Here is a 5,854-nt window from a genome sequence, read left to right as displayed (position 1 = left end):
CAGAACTTGGCAACATTTTCTTCCCGGATGTCGTATTCACCCGCCTTGAAGGCTTCGAGGGTTACGGTTTCATCACGATAGTAGTCGTACTTGATGGTTTCAAAATTATGACGACCGATATTTACCGGCAAATCCTTGGCCCAGTAGTCATCAACCAGCGAATAAGTCACGCTCTGGCCTGACTTATAGCTGGCAACCTTATAGGCACTACTGCCGAGAGGCGGCGTACTCAGAGGCTCACTCAGATTCTTGTCTTTCCAATAATGCTCTGGGAGCACGACCATTCCCTGTACCAGCGAGAATAGAATTTCGCGATTGGCTTTGACCATGTCGACACGGGCAGTCAGCTCAGACTTGGCCGTTACCGACTTCACGTCCTTATAGTAAACCTTATACTGAGGTACCCCTTCTTTAAGAAACTTTTCAAAGGTAAAGGCAACATCGGCTGCTGTGATGGGGTGACCGTCATGAAATCGTGCCTTGGGATTGATGTCTACTTCCATCCACGAGAAATCATCGGCATAGCGGACCTTTTCCGCAATAAGGGGATAGTGGCTGTCGATTTCATCTGCAGAAGCAACAAACAAGGTATCGTAAATAGCCTCCGCACCTGCGGCTGACACTCCCCTACTGGCATAGCGGTTAAAGCTATCGAAGGTGCCCACCTGGGCGTAGGTGACTTGCCCTCCTTTAGGTGCATCGGGATTTACATAGTCGAAATGAGTAAAATCGCTGGCATATTTTTCACTGCCGAATCCAACCAAACTGTTTGACTCAATCACCTTGGCAGCATGAACCTCAGCAGCATAGATCGCTCCGGTAGCGAACAACATTGCCCCGAACAATGGTATTTTTTTTAACATTAGCGTCTCCCTGCTTACCTCGAAACTCCTGCTTGAGGGTAAAAAAGTTCAAATTATCATTATTCTACGATAGGACAGTAATCACTATTCGACAATGTCGCAAGCTCGGTAACGACATAATGTGTTCGGCGCATATAACGTTTTTATCCGATTGAACAAAGGTTGAACACAGGTAAGTCCTTTGACTTGCGAGCTATCCGGTTAGCCGTTAACATCCCCTCCCTCTCCGCAGGTGCGGAATACGTTATTCAGGATTCAGGTATGTCTAAATTTTTCTATAAAGGCCGCATCGAGAAAAAACCCAAGCACGAGAGCTTCGGTTACAACACCAAACGATCAACCAAGCCAGGAACCGAAGCCAACCCGCTACCGCTTACGGTTAACAGTGAAGAACGCAAAGCAGAGGTTGAAGCTATCCTTGCCGAAAACCAGCTCTTTGCAACAATTACAGTCAATGCGGAAGAAAAAGAAAATCTGGTAGAACTAGAGACAATTCTAAACAAGCCAAAAACGACGGTATTTGAAAAAACACCAAACCGTAATGATCCTTGCTCTTGCGGCAGCGGCAAGAAGTTCAAAAAATGCTGCGGCTAATGCCTTTCAACAACAGCCCCGTCACTTGGTGGGGCTGCTGTCTTTAGCCCCTGCAATTTTGCAGAAAAATCCGTATAATCCCGCCTCGATTTAAATTTTGAAGATATTCACGATATGAGCAAAGGCTACTCCTGTGTCGGGTTATTCAACCCCAAAACCCCTGAAAATGTTGGTTCGGTAATGCGCGCTGCAGGTTGCTACGGTGTGAATTCGGTGTTTTACACAGGTACACGTTATGACCTTGCCAAGAAGTTTTGTACCGACACCAAAAAAGTCTATCAGGATATTCCGCTTATCGGGGTCCAGAACCTGAAGGACATCATTCCGCATGACTGCGTACCTGTTGCTGTCGATCTGATTGAGGGGGCAAAGCCTCTGCCTGACTACAAGCACCCTAAGCGCGCCTTTTATATTTTTGGCCCGGAAGACAACACGCTAAAAAAAGAGATCACCGATTTTTGTCGCGAAACGATTTACGTACCGACCACAGGCTGTATGAACCTGGCCGCTGCCGTGAACGTTATCCTTTATGATCGCATGGCAAAGGGTGATAATTTCTCTAACCACAAATAAGCGATATAGAGAACGCGAAAAGCCCTCTATATATACAGCATGTGGAATAACGAATACCTCTTGGTTATTCCACACTGATATAGTCAGTGCTCAAGTGGCACTTCCCAGGCCAACCTGACTATCTCCTTGGCGTTATGGTTGATTAAATCACCATGAGAAATAATCACTCGCTCAAAATCCCAATTCAGTATCTGCAATAAGGACTGCCGTGCGGCAACTTTGTCTTTCCAGCCTAACTGATATTCAGGCGCGGGCTTAGGGTGATTCCACATACGAAAAACCAGCTTCCACCAAAACTTTAGCCCCCAGCCAACTCCCTTTGTTTTATCACCAATATTTTCGACAAGATCGACCAGAATAAGTGTTCGGCTCGGCTTATGGAAAAAAGCCACCTCCCACATATATTTAGCGCCCCGTACCAATACCAGGTCAAAGTCATCAATCCAGCTGTCTGGTACCTTGTCGCAAAGGAATTCGCTAAATTGCATATCAGGCACTTTCTGTTCAACTCCCGGACATATCATTGTTTTTGCTAGCGGGTAAGTTTCCTGTGCCGAGACAATATGCAGATAATGATACGAACCCGGAGCAACGATATACGCAACCTCTCCCAACTGATCAAGCTGAGCTTTCAATGCCGGACTGAAATGGCAAGGCGAATGCAGAAGTAGCCGATCATCAATAAGGCGAACCACGGTCATCCGCGAGAAGAAATCCAGACCGGCATAATGCACTGGATAGTCAACTGTCCATATCCTGTCTTGGGTATGTTCGGTCAGTAGCATGCTCATATCACGTCTCCGGTTAGTTGAGAAAAGTCTAGCACTTTCAATACTTGGCCGACTGAGTATGAGTTTTTGAGCAATACCTATGGACGATGGGCGAAACATCCCGTCAACTAAGGAGGTTTCCATTGAAGCGTAAAATATACGCCAACAACTGGTACGAGAGGGCTAACCGAACTAGACTTAGTCCGATTTATGTATGATTAGCAACACCAGACTCGACCAATACGGAGAATTATCACTGGGCGTTCAGTAAACAATTAGCTGCATTTCCATAAAGATAAGCAATCTGTATATAGGGATTTTCCCAGCAGATTATCTTATCTCATTGGTAGTCTTGTGGTTTTATTGAGCGTTTGAGCTGGAAATGTAGAAAAGACGAAGCAAAAACAAGCAAATGTTCATTTTATAGTGCATGGGCTCTGTAATCTTTGTTTGAATCAGTGATATACTCCCCCACCGAATAGTGACAGTAATTGTTTATAGAGAAAAACAATGGCAGATTTATCTAAATACAGAAACATTGGTATTTTCGCGCACGTTGATGCGGGTAAAACCACCACTACTGAGCGTATCCTTAAGCTTACTGGTCAAATCCACAAGACCGGTGAAGTACACGACGGCGAATCAACTACTGACTTCATGGAGCAGGAAGCTGAGCGTGGTATTACAATCCAGTCAGCTGCAGTTAGCTGTTTCTGGAACAACCACCGTCTAAACGTTATCGATACTCCTGGACACGTTGACTTCACAGTTGAAGTTTACCGTTCTCTTAAAGTACTTGATGGTGGTATCGGTGTATTCTGTGGTTCTGGTGGTGTTGAGCCTCAGTCAGAAACTAACTGGCGTTACGCTAACGAATCAGAAGTTGCTCGTCTGATCTTCGTTAACAAACTAGACCGTATGGGTGCAGATTTCTTCAACGTTGTTGACCAGGTTAAGAACGTTCTAGGTGCTAACCCTCTAGTTATGACTCTACCAATCGGTCGCGAAGATGATTTCGTTGGTGTTGTTGACGTACTAAACCGTCAAGCTTACGTTTGGGATGACACAGGTCTTCCTGAAAACTACGAAATCAAAGAAATCCCAGCGGATATGGTTGATGACGTAGAAACTTACCGTGAAGAGCTTGTTGAAACTGCTGTTGAGCAGGACGACGACCTAATGGAAGCTTACATGGAAGGTGAAGAGCCTTCTATCGAAGACCTTAAGCGTTGTATCCGTAAAGGTACTCGTGACCTAGCGTTCTTCCCAACTTTCTGTGGTTCTGCATTCAAAAACAAAGGTATGCAGCTAATTCTTGACGCAGTTGTTGATTACCTACCAGCTCCGACTGAAGTTGATCCACAACCGCTAACAGATCCAGAAACTGGTGAGCCAACTGGTGAAGTTGCACTAGTTGACGAAAAAGAGCCTCTACGTGCTCTAGCGTTCAAAATTATGGACGACCGTTTCGGTGCCCTAACATTCATCCGTATCTACTCAGGTGTGATGAACAAAGGTGACACAATCCTTAACAGCGCAACTGGTAAGACTGAGCGTATCGGCCGTATGGTTGAAATGCAGGCTGACGAGCGTAACGAACTAACTACTGCACAAGCTGGTGACATCATCGCTGTTGTAGGTATGAAGAACGTTCAGACTGGTCACACTCTATGTGATGTTAAGCACGAGTGTACTCTTGAGCCAATGATCTTCCCTGAGCCAGTAATCTCAATCGCAGTTGCTCCTAAGGACAAAGGCGGTTCTGAGAAGATGGGTATCGCTATCGGTAAGATGGTTGCAGAAGATCCATCATTCCAGGTTGAGACTGACGAAGATTCAGGTGAAACTATCCTGAAAGGTATGGGTGAACTTCACCTAGACATCAAAGTTGACATCCTTAAGCGTACTTACGGTGTTGACCTAATCGTTGGTCAGCCACAGGTTGCTTACCGTGAAACTATCACTCAGCCTGTTGAAGATAGCTACACGCACAAGAAGCAGTCTGGTGGTTCTGGTCAGTTCGGTAAGATCGACTACCGCATCAAGCCAGGTGAGCCAAACTCAGGCTTCACGTTCTCTTCAACTGTTGTTGGTGGTAACGTACCTAAAGAATTCTGGCCTGCAATCGAGAAAGGTTTTGCTGGCATGATGGACACTGGTGTTCTAGCTGGTTTCCCTGTTCTTGACGTTGAAATCGAACTATTCGACGGTGGCTTCCACGCAGTCGATTCATCTGCAGTAGCATTCGAAATCGCAGCGAAAGGTGCATTCCGTCAGTCTATGCCTAAAGCAGGTGCACAGCTTCTTGAGCCTGTGATGCACGTAGACGTGTTCACTCCAGAAGATCACGTTGGTGATGTTATCGGTGACCTTAACCGTCGTCGTGGTATGATCAAAGATCAGATGGCTGGTACTACTGGTGTTCGTATTAAAGCAGACGTTCCTCTATCAGAAATGTTCGGCTACATCGGTACTCTACGTACAATGACTTCTGGTCGTGGTCAGTTCTCTATGGAGTTCTCACACTACGCACCATGTCCTGCAAACGTTGCTGAAGCAGTAATCGCAGAGCAGAAAGAAAAAGACGCTAAGAAGTAATTTTTAGATTACTTTAAGCTATCGATAACCCCAGTTGCCTCGGTAACTGGGGTTATTTTTAATCTGTAGTAAAAAAAAATGCATACAGGAATGAGCGCAAGAACAACGTCAATGATGTCTTTTGTGCGACTTGTTAATTACTCTCGCTGCACTCGGTGAGATAGCGCATAATGCCGTACTGCTGCAGCCATCTGAGCTGCTCCGGGCGTTTTACCAGAAACCTGCCGCTGTAGTTCAGTGCGTTAGCAAACACCCCTTCGATATTATTGATTCTCCTCGGCAACACCAGCATCCAGCGCTCAGTAAGTAAGATATTGTAAGGGTGACACTTCCCTGCATTATCAATCAGCGACAACGTCTCTAATGCATCAATATAATGCTGATACAACTCGTCTGCACTCAGTCTTGTGAGTCGATTAAGACAATGTCTAAAAGGCAGAGAGCCTGAGATTATGA

5 protein-coding genes and 1 pseudogene are annotated in these 5,854 nt (G+C 45.6%); 3 read left to right on the top strand and 3 right to left on the bottom strand.

All coding sequences use genetic code 11. The features are described 5' to 3' along the window. Positions 1-833 (bottom strand): ABC transporter substrate-binding protein (locus MHN01_RS14140; RefSeq protein WP_239411928.1); only part of this gene is annotated, 833 nt, incomplete at its 3' end. Positions 834-1,124: 291 nt separating this feature from the next. On the opposite strand from MHN01_RS14140, the gene MHN01_RS14135 reads away from it, so the two are divergent. Both MHN01_RS14135 and MHN01_RS14130 read left to right on the top strand, forming a co-directional pair. Further along, positions 1,125-1,457 carry a PBPRA1643 family SWIM/SEC-C metal-binding motif protein gene (locus MHN01_RS14135; protein WP_239411927.1) on the top strand — a complete coding sequence of 111 codons (333 nt, stop codon included), beginning with the start codon at positions 1,125-1,127 and terminating at the stop codon, positions 1,455-1,457. A 114-nt stretch (positions 1,458-1,571) separates the two neighbouring features. Next, positions 1,572-2,030 (top strand): RNA methyltransferase, encoded by a 459-nt coding sequence (locus MHN01_RS14130; RefSeq protein WP_239411926.1) that lies wholly within the window; start codon positions 1,572-1,574, stop codon positions 2,028-2,030. Between the two features lie 83 nt (positions 2,031-2,113). On the opposite strand, the gene MHN01_RS14125 is transcribed toward MHN01_RS14130, so the two are convergent. Beyond that, positions 2,114-2,821 carry a DUF4336 domain-containing protein gene (locus MHN01_RS14125; protein WP_239411925.1) on the bottom strand — a complete coding sequence of 236 codons (708 nt, stop codon included), beginning with the start codon at positions 2,819-2,821 and terminating at the stop codon, positions 2,114-2,116. Between the two features lie 489 nt (positions 2,822-3,310). Here MHN01_RS14125 and fusA point away from each other — a divergent pair, with 489 nt between their 5' ends. Continuing rightward, a complete protein-coding gene (gene fusA, locus MHN01_RS14120) occupies positions 3,311-5,398 on the top strand; it encodes an elongation factor G (RefSeq protein WP_239411924.1) in 2,088 nt (695 codons plus the stop codon). A gap of 133 nt (positions 5,399-5,531) precedes the next feature. On the opposite strand, the pseudogene MHN01_RS14115 reads toward fusA, so the two are convergent. Then, a pseudogene (locus MHN01_RS14115) lies at positions 5,532-5,854 on the bottom strand (phosphorylase); the annotation flags it as partial.

This window comes from Photobacterium sp. OFAV2-7, from assembly GCF_022347985.1.
Classification (GTDB): Bacteria; Pseudomonadota; Gammaproteobacteria; order Enterobacterales; family Vibrionaceae; genus Photobacterium.
This window is presented reverse-complemented; position numbering and strand designations above follow the sequence as displayed.

Bases quoted from the DNA above. Each gene is read 5' to 3' on its own strand.
- MHN01_RS14135 (WP_239411927.1), top strand. From the start codon at position 1,125: ATGTCTAAATTTTTCTATAAAGGCCGCATCGAGAAAAAACCCAAGCAC.
- MHN01_RS14130 (WP_239411926.1), top strand. From the start codon at position 1,572: ATGAGCAAAGGCTACTCCTGTGTCGGGTTATTCAACCCCAAAACCCCT.
- MHN01_RS14125 (WP_239411925.1), bottom strand. From the start codon at position 2,821: ATGAGCATGCTACTGACCGAACATACCCAAGACAGGATATGGACAGTT.
- fusA (WP_239411924.1), top strand. From the start codon at position 3,311: ATGGCAGATTTATCTAAATACAGAAACATTGGTATTTTCGCGCACGTT.